This is a genomic window from Gillisia hiemivivida, from assembly GCF_007997295.1.
Lineage (GTDB): Bacteria > Bacteroidota > Bacteroidia > Flavobacteriales > Flavobacteriaceae > Gillisia > Gillisia hiemivivida.
In genome coordinates this window covers 90,576-109,924 of sequence record NZ_VORY01000006.1, presented here as the reverse complement: position 1 = coordinate 109,924, position 19,349 = coordinate 90,576, and the positions used below count along the sequence as shown (strand labels likewise).

Below are 19,349 nucleotides of genomic sequence, written 5' to 3'. Positions count from 1 at the left end.
AATTCATCCTTTTTTGATTTCAGCTGCTTAATAAGAATTAAGAACCGAGATTAGAAATCGTTACTATTAATGTTTAATTATTATCTTTTTTCCTTGATGAAAAAAGAAATCGACTTTAGGAGCTTCACGAACTCCAATAAAATAGTAACGCGTGAGCTAAACAAAAAAATCAAGACACAAATTTTACAATTCAACCACACTTAACGACGATTGAATATAAAGTCATTTTATAAACTAGCCAAAGGTTAAATATTTGACCCGCTACTTAATCTTATTATTCTTAAATTTAAAACTTATGAATCAAGAAACCGTTGTGCAATTTGAGTGCTACTAACAAGAACTTAGGAATAATACCTAGTTAAACTACAATCGAATTAATATGCTTGTCAACAAGAAGAAACGTATAAAATATATAGGCTTTAATGACTTTTGGTTTTCTGTAATTGGAGTCCTAATTATTAGTTTTGTTACGGCCTACCTTTCCAATTATTCAAATGAGGTTCTTTCTTTCGTTGAAGCAGCTTTCAGTTGGGGATTTTCGCTATTTCTTGGCATTATCTATTGGTTAATATTAAGAGCGACTATGATTTTTTTACGAAAAAAATACCCCGATTTTCGTGATGATGCAAAGCGTAATGCGTTGTTTTTTCTGGCTATCGTTTGTACGGTTTTTCTTGTAGATTTTATAGGTCGTACACTAATATCATTAATTCCCGGCGTTAATTACGTTGATGGCGCACCTAGGATTAAAATGCTGTTGATCAGTATTTTAATAACCACCATGATAATGGCGATATATGAAGCTATTTATTACAACATACGGCTCAAAAATTCGGTTAGGGAAGAAGAACAATCAAAACAGGCGGTAGTACAAGCACAATTAGACGCATTACGAAATCAGGCCCAACCGCACTTTTTCTTTAATACCCTTAATACGCTACGTGATATCATCGACCAAAACTCCAAGGAAAATGCAACCGAATTTGTAGACAAACTATCGGATATGTACCGCTTTCTCTTAGAATCGGGCAACGCCAATTTGATTACGCTTCGAGATGAATTAAAATTTTCCAAAGCATATATCCACATACAATCTGAACGGTTTGGAGATAATTTAAAATTGAATTGGAATATTCCTAAAGCGTCGCTTGATGCTATGATTGTGCCAATGAGTTTGCAACTTTTATTGGAAAATGCGATTAAGCACAATGTAATTTCCAAAGCTAAACCACTAGAGGTACATATAAATATCAAAGATGATTCTATTATTGTGGATAATAGAATCCAAGTAAAATCGACCCAACTACCATCAATTAAGGTTGGGCTTAAAAATATCGAAAAGCGGTATGCGCTGATTACAAGTAAGTCAGTTGACATACAAAATGACGGAAATCAATTTTCTGTTTCCCTTCCCTTATTAAAAACATCAGAACAAAAGAATAGCCATGAAAATATTAATAATTGAAGATGAACCACGGGCGGCAAGCCAATTACAACGCATGCTAAAAGCGTGTACTTTCGATTATGAATTGTTGGATATCATAGATACCGTTGAAGATGCCATACTATGGTTTCAAAAAAACACTACCCTTGATTTGGTATTTATGGACATCCAACTGGCCGATGGATTGAGCTTTGAGATTTTTCAAAAAATAGAGGTAGAAGCTCCGATTATATTTACAACGGCTTTTGATCAATACGCTATCCAAGCATTTAAAGTGAATAGTGTAGATTATCTGTTAAAACCCATTCAAAAAGATGATTTGAATGATGCTTTGGATAAATTCTTGAAATCCAATAAACCAACTGGTATCGATCCTTCCATATTAAAGCAACTACTTGGTAGTATGCAGTCAACCGCTAAAAGAGAAGGCTTGTTGGTCAAAGAGGGAAATGGGTTTGTACAAATTAAAGTTTCAGAACTGCTGTATTGCTATTCTGAGGATAGCATCACTTTTGGTGTGACTTCAAATAAGCGGTTTATTATCGATGAAACAATGGATGAATTATTTGATTCGTTGGATCAAAACACATTCTATAGAATCAATCGTGGGCAAATTTTAGCTAAATCTTCCATTCAGAAAATGGACCCTTATTTCAATCATCGGGTTAAACTTTCTATTTCCAATCCACGCGACCAAGAATTTATTGTTAGCAGACCAAAGACCAGTGATTTCAAGAAATGGATGAATACATAGGAAGGCAACAAGAAGGAATGATTTCATTATTTTCTTATCCAAAGAAATTTGCATATCGAGAACCCAGTCTAAATTTATAGACTGGGTTCTCGATTTAAATGTCAGAATGCAATACTTTTTTCTCCCTTTAAATGTGTTTCATGTATCGCAATACATTCTACAGAATCAATCACGGACAAATCGTTGCTAAGACTAGCACTCCTAAAATAGAACCTTAGTTCAATCATCTAGTTAAGCTTTCTATTACGAATTCAGGAGGCTAAAAATTTATCGTGAGGCCAACAAAAATAATTCATTTCAAGAAATAGATGTATAAATAGGACGGTTGATTACAGTTCAACTCCCCGTTACGATACTCTGGCAAAAATGACTATTTAGAGAAGAAGGTTAAACGGATATTGCACCAGTATTAATTTAAACAATAAAAAAATGACTTTAGTTACAAAAATAATCCGAACCGCGTTAATCTTACAATTTCTGCTTTATGGGCTGTTTACATTTGGTCAAAATGCAACAACTCCATCTTCAATTCATCAATCTGTTCAATCGCACACAGAAAAGATTTTTGATAGTCTTGTGAAAATTCGTAGAGACTTTCACATGAATCCTGAAGTGTCAGGGAAAGAAAAAAGAACTTCAGAAGAGATTGCTGCTTATTTATTAGCCTTAGGACTCGAAGTTAAAACAGGTGTGGGAGGCTATGGTGTCGTTGGGATCTTAAATACTGGTCGAGCTGGGAAACGAATTGCTTGGAGAGCCGATATTGATGCAATGCCGTCAGATATACCAGATGTTGTGGATTTTTCATCAAAAAATGAAGGTGTAAGGCATATTTGCGGTCATGATGTACATACTACCATAGGAATGGGAATCGCCAATGTTTTGGCAAACCAAAAGGAAAAATTAGAAGGTACCATCTATTTTATTTTTCAACCTGCGGAAGAACTTAATAAAGGTGCAAAAGCAATGATTGCAGATGGATTATTTAATCTGATTAAACCTGATGAAATATATGGGCTGCATGTGTCTCCATACCCTGTTGGTACTATAGCCACTAAATCAGCAAATGTATTTGCTCATTTAACGGTTGTTGAATTAGAATATAAAGCGTCTAATAATCAAGACTCTTTAGTCGATTTTACAAAAGAATTGATGACCAATGCTCAAACATATGGTCCAAACGCTGAATTTTGGGATAATAACAATTTATTTAGCCCTGAGTTAGGAGTAACTAATCCAAATACAATTTATAAAGATTATACCGCATTGATGGATAAGCTCTATTTTGATGTTAAAAAATCTAACGATACATTGAAAATAAGAGTATTACTTAATGCTAGTGATAAGGAAAAAATGAATTCGTTTTTAGCCTTGATTAAAAACAAAATTGAAACTTCTAAGTATTCTAAAGAATTACTTTCTGTTCGGTTTAATCTTCAGAAAGGGTTGCCTGTTATGGAAACACCTATGAATGACGAAGAATTGACCAATGAAACTATGAAAAGTATTTCTAGTATATATGGAAAACAAAGTGTTATACCCTTATATGGGGTCCCCCCACTTCAATTTAGTGATGATTTCGCATATTTTCAGAAAACTGTGCCAGGTGTCTATTACTTTTTAGGTGGATCAAATCCTGAGAAAGGTATTGTTGCTATGCCGCACACTCCTAACTTTGAAGTAGATGAAGAATGCATCAAAACAGGAGTAAACTATTTTTCTTCAATGATTATTGAAAGGCTTAATCATTAACATCTATTTTTTTGCATAGTCCTATAAAACTAACGTTTTATAGGACTATGCATTTATAAGGGAGGGTATATTTAATCCCACCTTTTTCCAAACTAGCCATTTACGAATTCATAATAAACTTCATTTTTATTAGTTTTACAAAGAAGCTCAAGTAAACTTATATCGTCAATTTTTTTTAATTCTGGAAAGACTTGCTCTTCTCTATTTAACATACTATGAAGCGAGACAAAATTTTAATTAATAATTTATATATAGTAATAGGGAGAATTCAATTGTAAACAATTTTAGTAAGAAACTAATTACGGAATTACGTAATCCATTGAAAATTAGATAGAATAATCCCATTCCATAAACCTTCCCACTTCACTCCTATCCTTCGGCAAGCTCAGGACCGCTTCGGGCAAAGAGTATTTACTCGCTCCTCTCCTATTTGAGAAATAGGAGCTCGTGAACCCCAAAGAGGGTTTCATTACATTTATAAAGAAGTTTTTAGAAAAAAAAAATCAAAGAAGATTTGAGATAATAACTTCGTCTACGCTCAGGATAAACTCCCCGCAGAACATTATAGAACACTTTTAATTATGGATTAGCCAGTGGCTGATTCATAATTAAAACAAGCTTTACCGAGATCATGTTGTTTTACGCACTTTATTAAGCAATAATTCAAAACTATGGAAAAAAGCCCATAAGCTGAGCACTTAATTGATACTATTAAAATTCTGGTATTTAAGGAGCTGAAAAATCCGTAATTAACTGTATCAGCAATTATCTTAAGTTTTTATTGTTATTTTTTCGTTGCTTTCATCTGTTGAAACAGTTCTTTAAACAAACCTCGAGCTATCAACACTTTCATTATCTCATTGGTTCCAGCATAAATTCTGGCTACCCTATTATCTGCATACATTCGGGCAATTGGGTAATCCCACATATAACCATAACCTCCAAATAACTGTAAGCATTCATCTACTACTTTAGAGTGCATTTCTGTTGCGGAATATTTCGCCATTGAAGCACTTTCGGCAGTTAGTTTATGATCTGATAATAATAGTGTACAACGATCTAAAAAGGCTTGATGCAATTGTAATTGTGTAGCACAATCAGCAAGTTTAAATTGTGTGTTTTGGAAACCAGCAATGGGTTGCTTAAAAGCAGTTCTTGTAGAAGTATACTCAATAGTTTTTTCAATGGCTCCTTCTGCCCCACCTATAGCATTAAGCGCTACTATTAAACGCTCTCTAGCTAATTCTTTCATCATAATTTTGAAACCTGATCCTTCTTCTCCTAATAAATTTTCTTTTGGAACTTTCACATCATCAAAGAATAATTCACAGGTATCCTGGGCTTTCATTCCAATTTTTTTGAAAGGAATTCCTTTTTCAAAACCTTTAGAATCGCTTTCCATAATTAATAAAGACACGCCTTCTTTCTCTGTTCCTGTATTGGTTTTTACTGCTACTATAGACATATCACTCATATAACCATTTGTGATAAAGGTTTTCTGTCCGTTTACCAAATAATAGTCTCCTTTATCTACCGCGTTTGTTGTGATAGCTTGAAGATCACTACCACAGTTTGGCTCGGTCATACCAAGGGATGTGATCATTTTTCCTGAAGCCATTTTAGGGAGATATTTTTGCTTTTGAGCTTCAGTTCCATACTTTAAAAGATATGGAGCAATAACATCTGAGTGTAATGAAAACCCTGGCCCACTGACTCCTTCTTTTGCCAGTTCTTCAATGAATAATGCGCTAAAGCTGAAATCCAAACCACTTCCGCCATATTCCTCAGGCATATCAATACACAGCAAACCTAATTCTCCGGCACGTTCCCAGATCTCTCGGCTAACCATTCCATTTTTTTCCCATTCTTCTGTGTGATCCATAATTTCATTCTTGATGAAATCCTGAATCATTTTTTGGGTCATTTTATGTTCTTCTGAGGAGTATATTTCGCGTTCTAATAAAACATTTTTTAACATACCTGATCTTTTGATTAATGATTCGTATAAAACACGCGATCCTTCTAACTTTTTAAAGTCATATTTATATCTATAATAACATCATATTTATTAATTCCCTCCTTTACGATATTCCCCAAATAGATAGCAGCAATCAATTAATTATAGGACAACTTGTTTATAATAGAACTACATAAAATTAAACGGGAAGACGTTTTCTGCATTATGTAATTGTCATAATATTAAAGATAATATTTTAATTCCATTTCACACATGCTACTCATAGATGCTAATTACTCTAAGAAATGGATTAGCCAGTGGCTGATTCTTATATAAAACAGGTTTGAGCAGGAGTACAAACTGTGTAGAATTGTAAGTTCTAACTCAAAAAAAACTGGATAATACCTCTTAAGTTGTATTATCCAGTAACTATATCAATAAAAATATTTAATCCCTCATTGAGGGTTTAATTCAGTTCCTTCATGATTTCCGCAAATAATTCATAAGATCTAATCCTGTCTTTCACGTCATAAATATTAGTTACGGCAATTAGTTCGTCAGCTTTGGTTTGCTCCATAAAATCTTTTACATGAGCTTTTACTGTAGCTTTACTACCAACAAAAGAATACTTCAACATCTGGTGTATTTGAGGGTGTCGCAGGATCTCCTCTAATTCAGCAGTCATTTCTGTTGGCGGTTGCACATAATCTCGTTTGCCGGTAAATATACCCACGATCATTCGTATTAAGGATGTATACAAACGTTGAGCTTCTTCGTCTGTATCTGCAATAATAATATTTACCCCAGCCATTACGTAAGGTTCCTTTAAGCCCTCTGATGCTTGGAATTCTTTACGGTAAATTTCTATCGCGTCCCATAAATGGGTTGTCGCAAAGTGGCTAGCAAAAGCATAAGGCAATCCTTTTTTTGCAGCTAGATGTGCACTATCTGTACTGGAACCTAAAATATAGATGGGAACCTCCACTCCTTCTGCTACTGTGGCACGGACTTTAGCACTCGCATTCTCTGCAGAAAAGTATTTTTCTGTCTTATCCAATTCCGCAGGAAAAGACTGTGCTGCTTGCATAAAATCTGAGCGAATGGCTTGAGCTGTATCTCTATCTGTACCCGGAGCTCTCCCCAAGCCGAGATCAATTCGGTTTGGATATAAGGATGCTAAAGTCCCAAATTGTTCAGCAATGATCAATGGCGAGTGGTTGGGTAGCATAATTCCTCCAGAACCAATGCGAAGTGTGTTTGTACCTTCGGCTAGATAACCAATTAGTACAGAGGTAGCGCTACTTCCAATATTTGGAGCATTATGGTGTTCTGCTAACCAATAGCGGGTGTAACCAAAAGATTCGGCATGTTGTGCCAATTCAAGTGCGCCATTATAGGTTTGTTTCAGCGATTGACCTTCAGAAACTAAAGCAAGGTCTAATATGGAATATTTTGTATGTTGAGTTTTCATAAATGTATAATCGATTGTAACATTTGAGTCGGATACTGGGATAAACTAATATCACTATCGACTCTTTTTTGAAAGGATTTTGAATAGTATTAATCGGAAAAACAAGTACAGGCTTACATAAAATGTGCTCTAATTAAAAATAGTTGTATCATGCTATCCATATTCTTGCTTCCCTCCTATCCTTTCGACTAGGGAGCAAGCATGCTTTGGACTGAGAGAATTTTTAAATGATTTCAAAGCCATAATAGCAGAAGTTGCAATATCTGTATAGATTTTTAAAAAGATAAGCATATTTAACTTCAATATCTTCAGCCAGCGCTCTTACACAACAAATGATTTTTACAGCATTTTCTGCAGAGCGTTTTTAGGTGTGACCATCTACAACCTCAACAACTGTTATTATAACTCTTTCCACAATAACACAAATTTAAGTTTCATCGATTTTTGGTGCCAAGCTAATTCGGCTAAAACGTCTTCCTTAATACTTCAATTTGATCTCATAATTTTTTTAATGAAACAATAAATAAACTATACAAATGTAACTCACACAAATAGTGTTTAAAAACTGGAGGTCAGTGTTGTATATTTTTTATTTACTGATCTTTATCATTTTTTATTAAGCCTCAAGATTGCATCTTTATACCTAAACCATTAAAGCAGTCATCTTATGCAATCAAATATATCTTATTACCAAAGCAAAAGGGAATTCCGTCTATTCGTAACAAAATCATTTCCCGATCTTATTAAACTAAAAAAAGAGGACGAGAAAAAATCTTTTAATCAATTAGTACTAAAGATAATTCCCGAATTAAGAAATTATATAAATAGAAGATTAAATACAGCGATAAAAAAAGGACATTTCTCCAAAGGGAAATATAAAGCCGATGATTTTATCGATCAATTATTCATTGAAATCTATGATAACATTGATGAAGTTGAACATGAAAAAGATTTTTATCACTGGTTATTTATAAAAACCAATGCCTTGTTGGAAGACACTATTATAGAAGAAGAATTTGATGATCTTTTCTTTAGAAATATAGATGATTATTCCAAACCAGAATGGGTTGAAATGCAGGAAAAATATAGTACAGACGGTGGCGGAGATCTACTAATGATCGAGGAATTGGATGATATGTCTTACAATCATAATGACTATACCTTAAATCACGTATTTATTGAGGATAAGGAAAAAGCCATGATTGAAAAAATTGATAAACATCTAAGTAAAGAGCAACTTCAACATCACATTGAAATGGTGCTACATAATTTACCTCCGGCAATGCGCCAGGTCTTTGAATTATTTACTAACGAAGAGCTAGCTCTAGAAGAAATTGCTCAAATAAGAAATAATACACTAGAAGAAGTTAAGCAACTTTTGAAAGATTCTAAAAAAGCCTTACAAGTAAGTCTATTCAACAGATATTCTGCAGCATAAGAATCTCTCAATATAAATAGGTTCAACTAGGAAATCATTAAAGAACTCTAGTTCGTCCAGCCATAAGAATGCTGTAAAAAGTTAAGTAAGCAATCCAAAAGCCTGCTTCGCAATTTCTAATTCTTCATTGGTTGGAACAACTAGTACTTTCACTTTAGAAATACTGGAATTTATTTCTCGTAACTCTTGAGATTTTTCTTCATTTTTTGATTCATCCAGATCAATTCCGAAGAAATCCATATCTGTACAAACAAGCTTCCTTATCATACTGGAATTCTCCCCAATACCTGCGGTAAAAATAATGGCATCCAATCCGTTCATTACCGCGACGTAAGTACCAATGAATTTTTTAATTCGATACGCATTCATCTCCAAGGCTAAAATGCATTCCGAATTCCCTTTTTCAGCTTCCTTTTCTATATCTCTTAGATCATTGGATCCGGTGAGACCTTGCATTCCACTTTCTTTAGTAAGAAGATTATTTACTTCCTCCAAACTATAACCCAGACTATCAACTAAATAGAATATAACTGAATGATCTATATCACCACTTCGTGAACCCATAATGAGTCCATTAGAAGGAGCAAAACCCATACTATGGTCTACACTTTTTCCATTTACAACTGCTGTCATACTACAACCATTGCCCAAATGAATACTTATGATTTTAGATTTTTCTAGTTGCAGATAAGCAATGGCCTTTTCAGAAACATACTTATGACTTGTTCCATGAAAACCATAGACCTGAATACCTTGTTCTTCATAAAAATTATTAGGGATTGCATATTTCCTGGCCTTTTCAGGAATTGTTTGATGAAAAGCAGTGTCAAAAACAGCAATTTGTTTTGCGAAAGGAAAATCTTCTTCGGCTACTAAGATACCTTCAAGATTGCTAGGATTATGCAAAGGTGCCAAAACAGCAAATTCTTGAATCTTTCGCTTCACTTCAGGAGTAACTAGAGCAGTATTAGAAAATGAATTTCCTCCATGTACAACACGATGTCCAACCGCCTCGATTTCTTTGATGTTCTTAATAACCCCATTTTCAGCATCAAGCAGTAAATCGACAATCTTGTTGAGCCCTTGTTTGTGCTTAGATATGTAATCTGTTTTCTGAAGCTTAACAGTATTTGTTATATAACTTAGAATGGCATCTTTTTCACCTATCCGCTCTATCAACCCACTGCATAATAATGCTTCGGAAGGCATTTGTATTAACTGAAATTTTATAGAGGAACTTCCAGAGTTAATTACCAATATATTCATGCTTCTTATTTATTTTGAACATTTTGTGCTTGTATTGCCGTAACAATAACGGTATTAAAAATATCGTCTGTGGTACAACCTCTGCTTAGATCGTTAACGGGTTTGTTCAGACCTTGAATAATAGGTCCAATGGCCAATGCTTTGGTTTCTCGCTGCACTGCTTTATAAGTATTATTTCCTGTGTTAAGGTCTGGGAAAATAAAGACATTGGCTTGTCCCGCAACTTCAGAATTTGGAAGTTTTAATTTACCTACTTTAATATCTACCGCTGCATCGTATTGAATAGGACCATCCACTTTAAGATCTGGTCTTTTGCTTCTAACAATTTCTGTTGCTTTCCTAACCCTCTCCACATCTTCTCCCACTCCCGAAGTGCCAGAAGAATAAGATAGCATTGCTATTTTAGGTTCAATTCCAAAAGCCAAACTGGTAGCGGCAGATGAAATGGCAATTTCAGCTAATTGCCCTGATGTAGGGTTGGGATTAATGGCACAATCTCCATACACAGAAACGCGATCTTCCAAAAGCATAAAAAATACGGAAGAAACAATAGAAGCTTCTGGTATCGTTTTTATAATCTGAAGTGCCGGAAGTATGGTATGCTGTGTAGTATGAACTGCCCCAGAAACCATTCCATCTGCATCGCCCTTATAAACCATCATGGTACCAAAATAAGAAACGTCTTCCATGAGATCTTTAGCCATGGATATATTCACATTTTTATGTTTCCTAAGTTCAAAGAGGGTTTTTGCATATTCCTCAAAATGTTCAGATTCGATAGGATCTATAATATTGATGCTGTTCAAATCCAAAGCAATTTCAAGCATCGCAATTTTTTCTTCTATTTGTTTTTTATCTCCTAGCAATGTAATTTTTACTGCATCCAGATCAATTAACTGTTTTGTCGCTCTTAAAATTCGCTCGTCCATTCCTTCAGGTAAAACGATATGCTTTTTTCTTGCTTTTGCTTGATTTAATAAGTTATACTTAAACATTCTTGGTGTAATTCCATTCGTTTTGAATGTAATAAGCCGTTCTACCAAGGTATCTACATGTACATACTTTTCAAAGTCTTGGATGGAGGTAGTTATCTTTTGAGTATTCGCCGCATAAATCTGCGATTTTATGTTCCCAATAGAATTGGTTACCGAAAATGTCCCTCCTTGCACTGAAACAATTGGAACAATTTCTGATAATCCTTCAATAAGTTTAATAATTGAATCTTCAGGAATCAATCCGCCTGTTAGTAATATTCCAGATATAGATGGGTAGTTATCTGAAATATGTGCTTGTAGAGCTCCCAGAATAATATCTGCTCTGTCACCAGGAGTAATCACCAAACCATTCTCTCTTAAATGTTTAAGATAATTGGGCAATTGCATGGCTCCCACACTAAAATTACCAGCTTGATTATTTATATAAGATTCTCCAAACAGTACTTTTCCGTCGAGAACATCAACAATTTCTTTGATTGACGGATAGGCTAAAATAGGATTTAGCGGAATGGCATTGACAATAACTCCTAAAGGCAAGTGTTTCTCCAATTCGGAAATTACTAAGCTTTGATTTTCTTGCTCTACCTTATTAGCAATAACGCATAATACTTCAACACCTTTATCCTTATAAGAATCAAAAGCCATTTGTAGATTCCCCACAAGTTCATCCAAAGATTTTCCAACTCCACTAGCTAAAATAATTGCTGGAACATTTAAATTTTTAGCGATCAAAACATTTATATCAAACTCTATAATAGAGCCTTCCCCAACAAAACTAGTACCTTCTACCAAGACAAAATCAAACCGATCTTCAATAGCTTTATACTTTTCAATAATCTTTCTTATTATCTCTTCATCTTTATTCGAGTTTTTCATTCTAATAACTTCACTTCGTGTAAAAGCATAAGCATCATTAAAATTTATATCCAAATTGAAATACGTTGAGACTGTATTTATATGATTATCGATTTTCCCAATTTCAAAGTCGTCAATTATAGGCCTAAAATAGCCGACTTTTGCAGCCTTCCCTAATAGCGCTTGCATTAACCCTAAAGAGACAATCGACTTACCGCTGTTCGGTTCTGTCGTAGTAATGTAGATGGCTTTGTTAGTTGGTTTACTAGTCATAAACTTAGAAACTATATATTGATAATATCTGTTGGAGTTTTTACCAAAATCGTAGTATCGCCTCTTAAAGCAATAGGTTGGTTCATGATTTCCGGATTGTGTTGGATCATTTTTATCCAATCGTCTGTCGAGAAATTATGATTTTCAAAATGAGATTTATAGGAAGGGTGTTCTTGATTTACCAAGTCTTCCACTTCTATATATAACTTAGCTGCAAGCTCTACAATTTGAGTTCCGGTAATTTTAGTTTTTAAAATATCTATTTCCTGAATAGGTAATCCTTCAGCTTTAGCATATGCTAAAGTTTGCTTTGCTATTCCCGATTCAGAGTTGTAATACAAAGTAATCTGATTTTTTGAAGTGGCTATTTCATCCATAATCTATAATTTATTCTAGTGTGTATATTAATGATGTTCAAATAATTGTTTTAAACTTTCTAGATCTTCCTGCAATCCACTTTTGTTTATGTAATGATGTTTACTAGCAGGTAAGATCATAGTAGTTTTGTCCAAGATACGATAGCTCTCAGGATTTGTTTTCAATATTAATATTAAGTTGGGTTATTTTTGTTAAAATTTATTCTACTGATGGTTTGATCAAAGATTATTTTGTATACGAATTTAGAGGTAGGTGTTATATAAAAAATAGCTGAAAAAATCCTCCTGTAAATTTCCAATAAGCTTTAAAGTCTAGTTAATTTCAATCCCAAAGTATGCTAAAAATAAAGTGACTTAGTTAGTTCTCTATATCTTAAAGTAAAATAAAGAACAAATGACTAAGAAGACAATTTTAATTACAGGTGCAGGATCAGGATTGGGAAAAGGAGCAGCTTTAGGCCTTGCTGCAAAAGGACATAAAATCATTGCTGGAGTTCATAAATGGGAACAGAAATCAAGGTTACTAGAAGACATAAAAAAAGCTGGCTTAGAAGATAATATACAGATTATAAAATTAAATATTCTGGATCCCATGGATTGCCAGAAAGCTTGGGAATATGATATAGATATATTGGTGAATAACGCCGGGATAGGTCATTCTGGACCAGTCTCAGAAATGCCTGTAGATCTAATTCGTGAAGTAATGGAGACCAATGTGTTTTCTAGTCTGGAATTCGCACAACCCTTCATTAAAAAAATGGTTAAAAAAGGAAGCGGAAAATTAGTTTTCGTTTCATCAGTAGCAGGATTAACTACTTCCCCATATTTAGGATCTTATAATGCCTCTAAACATGCACTCGAATCTATAGTACAATCTTTAAGAGACGAATTAACCCCAATGGGAATATCTGTGGCAACAATTAATCCGGGACCTTATGATACAGGTTTCAATGATAGAATGTACGATACCTTTACGCAATGGTTTGATGAAGACTATCATTTTACATCTAGAAAAAATATTGAAGCTGCTGCCAAAGAAATGGCTGAAAACCAATTTGATCCTAAAGAGATGATAGATAAAATGGTGGAAGTGATCCCTCAGGATTCACACGATTTTAGAACCATATTACCAACAGATTTTGCTGCTATGTGTAAAGAATATCAAGAGAACCAGTATAATGTTAAATCTGATGCGGTAGATCCCTCAAAAAAATAAGGTTTTTGAATGTATTTGACAATCCCGGGAAATTTAGGTTTTTCGGAATTTTTTAATCCCTCATTGAGGGTTTAATCCCCCGAGGCCTGCCCGAAAAGAATTTCATTCAGGCGGGCTTGCCTCGAATTTTTAAAAGTATTTTCCTCCCAAACCATTTGGACATACCTCGTGGGCTTGCCCCGAGGTTCTTGATTTTTCAAATTGAAAATTTTAAGTCAAGAATATTTTACCTACTCTCTTCAAAATATATCAACAAAAAAAGCCACCCTTTCGGATGGCTTTCAAATATAGAATGATTTTTTAAAATTATACCGGAATAGAATCGGTCACACTTCTACGATCCCAGTTACGGTGTTGCGCCATGCTTTTCTTAAAGGCTTCTGGTTGTTCATTTAGATGAATTGCTTTATCCTTCATATGATCTTTTACAAAAGTGGCTTTTAACAAGCGCTCCCCTTCTCCATCGGCGGCAATTGCTTTACAATGTTTAAAGGCTTCATTAACGAATTTGATGAATTTGGCTTGCTTCAGTAATGCATCTACAGATTTTTTTCCATCTGCAATATAAACTGCATCAAAAAGAACGCTTTCTGTCGTCATGATCGCAGCATCTACCTTGTGCTTGTTATCATCGGAATCCTTAACCGTTCCACCATGTGGTGCAATCAGTTTAGCCATGGCTCCTTCTTTCTCTAACATAGCTTTCATCAACTTAAAACTTTTAGCATCAAAACCATCTCCTAACAATACAGCAACCTGACGGGTAGCAATACTGTTAAATTTGGTATTCGCCTGGCTTAACGCAGGAGAAGCGTCCAGATAATTTTTCTTAGGTCCCGGTTCGTGCTTTTTAGGATCGGCATCTGCACCAATAGCCTGATTAATTGGTTTCTGGATATTATTAGGAACTTTCATTCCTAAACCTTCGGCTACCTTCCCGGCTAGATCTTCGTCTATTTGCGCAATAAGCCACAACATACGCTCCTTGATATGGTCATGCATACATTTGCCCAATTCAAAAGTATAAGCTCCTGCTACGTGCTCTTGTTCCCATGGCGCTAAGCTTCGGTAAAAAAGTGCAGGTTGAGAGAAATGATCACTAAAGCTTTCACTACGTGTCCGAATCTTTTTAGCATCTATGCGCTCTTCATAGGAATGAAATGCACCTTCAGACATTTTTGCAAGATGAGGACAACCTCCACTTAAAGAGTTTGGAAAATAAGCGGTTTGTCCTTTTGGAATACTTGCCTGCATTTGGCCGTCCCGTTGATTGTTATGAATTGGAACTACGGGTTGGTTAATTGGAATCTGATGGAAGTTAGGAGTTCCCAATCTAGAAAGTTGCGTGTCTCTATAAGAAAACAAACGCCCTTGCAAAAGTGGATCGTTAGAAAAGTCTATTCCTGGAACTATATGACCTGGTAAGAAAGCTACCTGCTCGGTTTCTGCAAAGAAATTTTCAGAATTTCTATTCAAGGTCATTTTCCCAACTATGGTTACAGGAACCATTTCTTCTGGGATCAGTTTTGTTGGATCTAAGAGATCGAATTCAAACTTATGTTCATCTGCTTCAGGAACGATCTGTAGTCCTAATTCCCATTCTGGAAATTGTCCAGCTTCAATAGCTTCATATAGATCTCGACGGTGGAAATCGGCATCTGCTCCATTTATCTTCACAGCTTCTTCCCAGGTTACGGAATGCACTCCTAAAACCGGTTTCCAATGAAACTTCACAAAATGAGATTCATTCTTATCGTTGATCAATCTAAAGGTATGGATCCCAAAACCTTCCATCATTCGTAAACTACGCGGAATAGCACGATCACTCATCGCCCAGATATGATTGTGCAATGTTTCTGTTGTTAGCGAAATAAAATCGTAAAAAGTATCATGTGCAGATGCAGCCTGTGGAATCTCATTATTAGGTTCAGGTTTTACAGAATGGATTAGATCTGGAAACTTCATAGCATCTTGAATAAAGAAAATAGGCATATTATTACCTACTAGATCCCAGGTTCCTTCCTCTGTATAAAATTTAACAGCAAAGCCCCGAACATCACGAGCCAAATCCGGAGAACCTTTTGAGCCCGCCACTGTAGAAAAACGAACAAATACGGGAGTCCTTCTGTTGGTATCGGTGAAAATTCCAGCTTTCGTAAATTCCGACATATCTTTGGATAACTCGAAATACCCATGAGCCCCACTTCCTCGAGCATGCACAATTCTTTCTGGAATACGTTCATGATCAAAATGTGATATCTTCTCTCTGAGTAGAAAATCTTCCAACAAAGTAGAACCTCGTTCTCCAGATTTAAGTGAGTTATTTGTGTCGTTTACTTTAAGACCTTGATTAGTAGTCATGGTGCTATCTTTCATTTCCCAATGATCCTTTTTTAGCTGCTCGATCTTTTTGGTTTCAGCAGAATCTTGCTTCGGTTTTTTTGCCATTTTTATGGTATTTAGTCAATATGATGTTTCCTTTTAGAATTCTATTTTGTGTGAAGATTTAGAATTTTCAACTAAAAATAATCATTAAACCAACTAAGGACAATATTTTAAGAAGCTTTTAGGTTTTGGGCAGATTTCGCTTTTTAACTCATATCTAAATCACTCCATGCTGAGACTGATGCATGCTTCAAATTACTGATTTTTATATACTTATAAATTAAAAAGGCTATAATTATTTTTTAAAAAGTGAGGAGATATCAAAAAAAATGAATTTTAAATTGGCTAAAATTCATTAATTAAAAGGCACCTAATAGGAATTATAGCCTAATGAGTTAATAGTTATTTGAAATGTGATAATTAGAATTTCGTATTCTTAGAGGCTTCAGTTTGGATATCTGTTGTTTTGCATCTTAAGGTTTCCAAAATTTCTTTTTGAAAGAATAAATAAATTCATAAGCAACAGATTCATAATTTTCAGGAAAGATTTATTCGGTATATGAAAACATTAGATGGTCTTCTGCAATGAAGCGTAAATATTCAATAGCCTTTAAAGATTTTTCTTCAAAGTCCATTCAACTTTATACGACCGCTTTCTGTTTATTTTTTTTTGTATATCCGTTTTGAGTCCAGTGACCAAATTATCCCATCTGAAATGGTCGCGTCACCCAGCCCCGAAGTCTCGGGACAGCATGAAGTTAACAACCTGTAATTAATTAATAAAAAACTATTTACTGGAACAAAAGCGGACATACAGTATTTTTTTTATTCAAAAATAAGGAGCTTAAAATAAAATTACAGTTTTACCAATAGACTTACCAGATTCCTGTAGCCTGTGCGCCTCTTTTAAGTTCTCTACGGTAAAACCATTTAAAGTAGTATTCAAGGTAGATCTTATAGTGCCGTTATCCAGAAGGTCTGCGATATGATTTAAGATCTCGTGTTGTCTCTCTATATCTTCGGTGGTAAACATAGATCGCGTATACATTAATTCCCAAGAAAAGGTGACACTTTTGTTTTTTAGCAGATCTAGATTTAATGGCTTGCTGCTACCTGTAATAGATAAAATATGTCCTTGTGGTTTAATAATCTCTGTTGCAGCTTCCCAATACATTTCCAGATCTACAAAATCTAAAATATAGTTTACCTGGCTATGACCAATTTTTTCTAAGTCCGCTTTTAAATGATAATGATTTACTACGAAATCTGCTCCCAGATCTTTACACCATTCTACAGAGTCTTCGCGAGAAGCCGTAGCAATTACGGTTAAGTTTCCTAATTTTTTAGCTAACTGAATCGCGATAGAACCTACTCCTCCAGCGCCAGCCAATATCAATACCGACTTGCCTTTGTCTTTTTCAGGATCTATCCTTATACGATCAAACAAAGCTTCATAGGCCGTTAAACTTGTTAATGGCATGGCAGCAGCTTCAGCAATACTAAGGTTTTTAGGTTTTTTGCCAACAATACGTTCATCTATTAATTGAAATTCTGCATTACTCCCACTTCTGTTAATATCTCCGGCATAAAAAACAGCATCGCCCACCTTAAATTTATTAGTATTCTCTCCTACTGCTTCTACAACTCCAACCGCATCCCAACCAATAATTTTTGGAGTTTCTAAAACTTCGTCTTTTACTGCGTTCTGTCGTATTTTATAATCTACCGGATTTACTGAGTTTGCCTGAACTTTAACTAAAATATCAAATCCCTTAGGAGATGGTTTTTCTGCAGTAAACTCAATGAAACTATCTTTATCTGATATAGGTAACGATTTTTTAAATCCTATTGCTTTCATAATTTGTTTTGAATTGATTGAAGAAAATTTTAATGCTGGCATTAGTTTTCCTTAAGCTATAATTGACATTTCATTGACTGTAAAATTTTCTAAAGCTCCTTTAGTTTCTTTTACAAAAATAGCTAAGTGTCTACTATTCTTATATTTTTTTCTGAAATTCTGGGCTTGGCAAATTTTCTTAAAACATCTAATTTAAAACTAAAACCATTTTAAATACTTAGAATGTATTTCCTAGTCTTAATCCATAAATTAAATAATCACCCTAGGATTGATTAGATTTGTAAACGTATTAGCCTCATAGCAGACTCACTTACTATATAGATACAATGACATTATTAACTTTCTTGGTAATATTTTCAACTTTATCATTTCTATTTTTTGGAATTAGCTGTTTTTTCGCAGCTGAAATGCGAACTGAGTTTATCCGTTATGGACTCAGCGATCATTTAAATCTTATTGGAGCATTACAAGTTATAGGAGCCATTGGACTTGGGATTGGCTATTTATTCCTGCCTTATTTAAGTATTGTAGCTGCAGTAGGTTTATCTATACTCATGTTATTGGGATTCGGGGTACGCTTGAGGATCAGAGACAGTTTTATTCAATCGGCACCTTCTATTATCTATTCTGTAATAAACGCCTATATCGCTATAGCATTATTATTGAGCTTATAAATAGGGAAAATTCTATAATATAAAAACCAGTATTAAGCATAGCACTAAAAATAGAAATGCCGGGAAAGATTTTTTAACCGGGTCTTTAATCTTAACATGCATGAAAACAGATCCTGCGAGAAGAAATGCAAGGCCTAATGCTGCCGGATTTATAAGTTCTGGGAACCATATACCGCAAATAAGCAGAATAGCCAGAGTTACTTTTAAAAAGCCTATTACATAAAGACTCCACTGAGGTAATCCGTAAACGGCAAATTCCTCTTTAATTGTTGTTGCACTACCTCCACGCCATTGCGTGTTTTTATTATACTGAATAAGCCAAACATTGAGGATACTAAGACCTACGATAAGTTGTAACGCTATAGAAACATATTCCATATTTATGAGTTTTATTTTACAGTAAATTAAAAAATATACTCTAATCTACTAAGATTATTTTAATTAGAAAGATTTGTTCCCATCTCAATTTTCTGACTTAAACTATTTTAATAGTTAGGCAAGCCTATATTTTGCTTCAAATTGTCTTTTGATCTATAAAAATTCAGTTTATAACAGTACCATCTTCTCTAAATTCCACATCCTTATTTTTGCCTTTCTGCTTGAATTCCACATCATAGAAAACTCCTTTTTTGGC

The 19,349-nt window shown here is 34.5% G+C and carries 15 protein-coding genes; 6 read left to right on the top strand and 9 right to left on the bottom strand.

All coding sequences use genetic code 11. The annotated features are described in order from the left end of the window. Positions 1-379: 379 nt before the first annotated feature. From ES724_RS07600 to ES724_RS07590, 3 genes are all read left to right on the top strand, one after another. Positions 380-1,465 (top strand): sensor histidine kinase, encoded by a 1,086-nt coding sequence (locus ES724_RS07600; RefSeq protein WP_146931721.1) that lies wholly within the window; start codon positions 380-382, stop codon positions 1,463-1,465. Then, positions 1,446-2,198, top strand: coding sequence for a LytR/AlgR family response regulator transcription factor (locus ES724_RS07595; protein ID WP_146931718.1), 753 nt, complete (start codon positions 1,446-1,448; stop codon positions 2,196-2,198). Before ES724_RS07600 ends, ES724_RS07595 begins: the two co-directional genes overlap by 20 nt. 429 nt (positions 2,199-2,627) lie before the next feature. Then, positions 2,628-3,950 (top strand): M20 metallopeptidase family protein, encoded by a 1,323-nt coding sequence (locus ES724_RS07590; protein ID WP_146931715.1) that lies wholly within the window; start codon positions 2,628-2,630, stop codon positions 3,948-3,950. Positions 3,951-4,734: 784 nt separating this feature from the next. On the opposite strand, the gene ES724_RS07585 is transcribed toward ES724_RS07590, so the two are convergent. Together ES724_RS07585 and ES724_RS07580 are read right to left on the bottom strand one after the other, a co-directional pair. Then, positions 4,735-5,928 (bottom strand): acyl-CoA dehydrogenase family protein, encoded by a 1,194-nt coding sequence (locus tag ES724_RS07585; RefSeq protein ID WP_146931713.1) that lies wholly within the window; start codon positions 5,926-5,928, stop codon positions 4,735-4,737. Positions 5,929-6,373: 445 nt separating this feature from the next. After that, positions 6,374-7,378: an LLM class flavin-dependent oxidoreductase gene (locus ES724_RS07580; protein WP_146931710.1), complete on the bottom strand. Its 1,005-nt coding sequence runs from the start codon at positions 7,376-7,378 to the stop codon at positions 6,374-6,376. Between the two features lie 667 nt (positions 7,379-8,045). Here ES724_RS07580 and ES724_RS07575 point away from each other — a divergent pair. Beyond that, a complete protein-coding gene (locus tag ES724_RS07575) occupies positions 8,046-8,816 on the top strand; it encodes an RNA polymerase sigma factor (protein WP_146931707.1) in 771 nt (256 codons plus the stop codon). Positions 8,817-8,897: 81 nt separating this feature from the next. On the opposite strand, the gene ES724_RS07570 is transcribed toward ES724_RS07575, so the two are convergent. The 4 genes from ES724_RS07570 to ES724_RS16490 are packed head-to-tail and all read right to left on the bottom strand — an operon-like array spanning position 8,898 to position 12,747. Beyond that, the gene (locus tag ES724_RS07570; RefSeq protein ID WP_146931704.1) at positions 8,898-10,082 is read right to left on the bottom strand and encodes an acetate/propionate family kinase; all 1,185 of its coding nucleotides are present in this window, start codon (positions 10,080-10,082) and stop codon (positions 8,898-8,900) included. A gap of 5 nt (positions 10,083-10,087) precedes the next feature. Continuing rightward, the gene (gene pta, locus ES724_RS07565; RefSeq protein WP_146931701.1) at positions 10,088-12,205 is read right to left on the bottom strand and encodes a phosphate acetyltransferase; all 2,118 of its coding nucleotides are present in this window, start codon (positions 12,203-12,205) and stop codon (positions 10,088-10,090) included. Between the two features lie 11 nt (positions 12,206-12,216). Next, positions 12,217-12,582: an arsenate reductase family protein gene (locus tag ES724_RS07560; RefSeq protein WP_146931698.1), complete on the bottom strand. Its 366-nt coding sequence runs from the start codon at positions 12,580-12,582 to the stop codon at positions 12,217-12,219. Positions 12,583-12,609: 27 nt separating this feature from the next. Beyond that, entirely contained in the window at positions 12,610-12,747 is a 138-nt protein-coding gene (locus tag ES724_RS16490; protein ID WP_170249863.1) for a hypothetical protein, read from the bottom strand. 229 nt (positions 12,748-12,976) lie between these two features. Between ES724_RS16490 and ES724_RS07555 the strand changes: the two genes are divergently transcribed. Next, positions 12,977-13,798 carry an SDR family oxidoreductase gene (locus ES724_RS07555; RefSeq protein ID WP_146931695.1) on the top strand — a complete coding sequence of 274 codons (822 nt, stop codon included), beginning with the start codon at positions 12,977-12,979 and terminating at the stop codon, positions 13,796-13,798. A 306-nt stretch (positions 13,799-14,104) separates the two neighbouring features. Here ES724_RS07555 and ES724_RS07550 read toward each other — a convergent pair whose 3' ends face one another. Continuing rightward, positions 14,105-16,246: a catalase gene (locus tag ES724_RS07550; protein ID WP_146931692.1), complete on the bottom strand. Its 2,142-nt coding sequence runs from the start codon at positions 16,244-16,246 to the stop codon at positions 14,105-14,107. A gap of 781 nt (positions 16,247-17,027) precedes the next feature. After that, positions 17,028-18,041 (bottom strand): zinc-binding alcohol dehydrogenase family protein, encoded by a 1,014-nt coding sequence (locus ES724_RS07545; RefSeq protein WP_146931689.1) that lies wholly within the window; start codon positions 18,039-18,041, stop codon positions 17,028-17,030. A 326-nt stretch (positions 18,042-18,367) separates the two neighbouring features. Here ES724_RS07545 and ES724_RS07540 point away from each other — a divergent pair, with 326 nt between their 5' ends. Beyond that, the gene (locus ES724_RS07540; RefSeq protein WP_146931686.1) at positions 18,368-18,715 is read left to right on the top strand and encodes a DoxX family protein; all 348 of its coding nucleotides are present in this window, start codon (positions 18,368-18,370) and stop codon (positions 18,713-18,715) included. 12 nt (positions 18,716-18,727) lie between these two features. Here the strand turns inward: ES724_RS07540 and ES724_RS07535 are convergent, their stop codons facing one another. Next, positions 18,728-19,093, bottom strand: coding sequence for a DoxX family protein (locus tag ES724_RS07535; RefSeq protein WP_146931683.1), 366 nt, complete (start codon positions 19,091-19,093; stop codon positions 18,728-18,730). Positions 19,094-19,349: the final 256 nt, after the last annotated feature.

Excerpts from the sequence above, each read along its gene's own strand:
- ES724_RS07600 (WP_146931721.1), top strand. The coding sequence starts at position 380 with ATGCTTGTCAACAAGAAGAAACGTATAAAATATATAGGCTTTAATGAC.
- ES724_RS07595 (WP_146931718.1), top strand. The coding sequence starts at position 1,446 with ATGAAAATATTAATAATTGAAGATGAACCACGGGCGGCAAGCCAATTA.
- ES724_RS07590 (WP_146931715.1), top strand. The coding sequence starts at position 2,628 with ATGACTTTAGTTACAAAAATAATCCGAACCGCGTTAATCTTACAATTT.
- ES724_RS07585 (WP_146931713.1), bottom strand. The coding sequence starts at position 5,928 with ATGTTAAAAAATGTTTTATTAGAACGCGAAATATACTCCTCAGAAGAA.
- ES724_RS07580 (WP_146931710.1), bottom strand. The coding sequence starts at position 7,378 with ATGAAAACTCAACATACAAAATATTCCATATTAGACCTTGCTTTAGTT.
- ES724_RS07575 (WP_146931707.1), top strand. The coding sequence starts at position 8,046 with ATGCAATCAAATATATCTTATTACCAAAGCAAAAGGGAATTCCGTCTA.
- ES724_RS07570 (WP_146931704.1), bottom strand. The coding sequence starts at position 10,082 with ATGAATATATTGGTAATTAACTCTGGAAGTTCCTCTATAAAATTTCAG.
- pta (WP_146931701.1), bottom strand. The coding sequence starts at position 12,205 with ATGACTAGTAAACCAACTAACAAAGCCATCTACATTACTACGACAGAA.
- ES724_RS07560 (WP_146931698.1), bottom strand. The coding sequence starts at position 12,582 with ATGGATGAAATAGCCACTTCAAAAAATCAGATTACTTTGTATTACAAC.
- ES724_RS07555 (WP_146931695.1), top strand. The coding sequence starts at position 12,977 with ATGACTAAGAAGACAATTTTAATTACAGGTGCAGGATCAGGATTGGGA.
- ES724_RS07550 (WP_146931692.1), bottom strand. The coding sequence starts at position 16,246 with ATGGCAAAAAAACCGAAGCAAGATTCTGCTGAAACCAAAAAGATCGAG.
- ES724_RS07545 (WP_146931689.1), bottom strand. The coding sequence starts at position 18,041 with ATGAAAGCAATAGGATTTAAAAAATCGTTACCTATATCAGATAAAGAT.
- ES724_RS07540 (WP_146931686.1), top strand. The coding sequence starts at position 18,368 with ATGACATTATTAACTTTCTTGGTAATATTTTCAACTTTATCATTTCTA.
- ES724_RS07535 (WP_146931683.1), bottom strand. The coding sequence starts at position 19,093 with ATGGAATATGTTTCTATAGCGTTACAACTTATCGTAGGTCTTAGTATC.